This window comes from Izhakiella australiensis (assembly GCF_002006995.1).
Taxonomy (GTDB): domain Bacteria; phylum Pseudomonadota; class Gammaproteobacteria; order Enterobacterales; family Enterobacteriaceae; genus Izhakiella; species Izhakiella australiensis.
Genome location: NZ_MRUL01000053.1, coordinates 1 through 1,760, shown reverse-complemented (window position 1 = coordinate 1,760; position 1,760 = coordinate 1). Strand labels below are relative to the sequence as shown.

The following is a 1,760-nucleotide window of genomic DNA, read 5'->3' as shown; positions in this document are numbered from 1 at the left end:
ATTTCATCAGACAATCTGTGTGAGCACTTCGAAGGAAAGTATCAGCTGGTAAGGAGGTGATCCAACCGCAGGTTCCCCTACGGTTACCTTGTTACGACTTCACCCCAGTCATGAATCACAAAGTGGTAAGCGCCCTCCCGAAGGTTAAGCTACCTACTTCTTTTGCAACCCACTCCCATGGTGTGACGGGCGGTGTGTACAAGGCCCGGGAACGTATTCACCGTGGCATTCTGATCCACGATTACTAGCGATTCCGACTTCATGGAGTCGGGTTGCAGACTCCAATCCGGACTACGACGCACTTTATGAGGTCCGCTTGCTCTCGCGAGGTCGCTTCTCTTTGTATGCGCCATTGTAGCACGTGTGTAGCCCTGGTCGTAAGGGCCATGATGACTTGACGTCATCCCCACCTTCCTCCGGTTTATCACCGGCAGTCTCCTTTGAGTTCCCACCATTACGTGCTGGCAACAAAGGATAAGGGTTGCGCTCGTTGCGGGACTTAACCCAACATTTCACAACACGAGCTGACGACAGCCATGCAGCACCTGTCTCACGGTTCCCGAAGGCACGGTCTCATCTCTGAGACCTTCCGTGGATGTCAAGACCAGGTAAGGTTCTTCGCGTTGCATCGAATTAAACCACATGCTCCACCGCTTGTGCGGGCCCCCGTCAATTCATTTGAGTTTTAACCTTGCGGCCGTACTCCCCAGGCGGTCGACTTAACGCGTTAGCTCCGGAAGCCACGAGTCAAGCTCACAGCCTCCAAGTCGACATCGTTTACGGCGTGGACTACCAGGGTATCTAATCCTGTTTGCTCCCCACGCTTTCGCACCTGAGCGTCAGTCTTCGTCCAGGGGGCCGCCTTCGCCACCGGTATTCCTCCAGATCTCTACGCATTTCACCGCTACACCTGGAATTCCACCCCCCTCTACGAGACTCAAGCCTGCCAGTTTCAAATGCAGTTCCCGGGTTGAGCCCGGGGATTTCACATCTGACTTAACAGACCGCCTGCGTGCGCTTTACGCCCAGTAATTCCGATTAACGCTTGCACCCTCCGTATTACCGCGGCTGCTGGCACGGAGTTAGCCGGTGCTTCTTCTGTCAGTAACGTCAATGCGGGCGGTTATTAACCACTCGCCCTTCCTCCTGACTGAAAGTACTTTACAACCCGAAGGCCTTCTTCATACACGCGGCATGGCTGCATCAGGGTTTCCCCCATTGTGCAATATTCCCCACTGCTGCCTCCCGTAGGAGTCTGGACCGTGTCTCAGTTCCAGTGTGGCTGGTCATCCTCTCAGACCAGCTAGGGATCGTCGCCTAGGTGAGCCTTTACCCCACCTACTAGCTAATCCCATCTGGGTTCATCCGATGGTGTGAGGCCCGAAGGTCCCCCACTTTGGTCTTGCGACGTTATGCGGTATTAGCCACCGTTTCCAGTGGTTATCCCCCTCCATCGGGCAGATCCCCAGACATTACTCACCCGTCCGCCACTCGCCGGCGGGAGAGCAAGCTCTCCCCCGCTGCCGTTCGACTTGCATGTGTTAGGCCTGCCGCCAGCGTTCAATCTGAGCCATGATCAAACTCTTCAATTAAAAAGCGTCTGATGCTCAAAGAATTAAACTCTCCGTCCGGTTAATTAAAACCTGACGGTTACGTAATGAATTTACGTGTTCACTCTTCAAGACTTGATACATCAAATAGTTTTGCGATATCAATCCTGCGAGTGCCCACACAGATTGTCTGATAAATTGTTAAAGAGC

1 rRNA gene is annotated in these 1,760 nt (G+C 53.5%); it reads right to left on the bottom strand.

Going from position 1 to position 1,760, the window contains the following annotated elements:
- Positions 1–49: 49 nt before the first annotated feature.
- A 16S ribosomal RNA gene (locus BTJ39_RS24165) occupies positions 50–1,592 on the bottom strand.
- Positions 1,593–1,760: the final 168 nt, after the last annotated feature.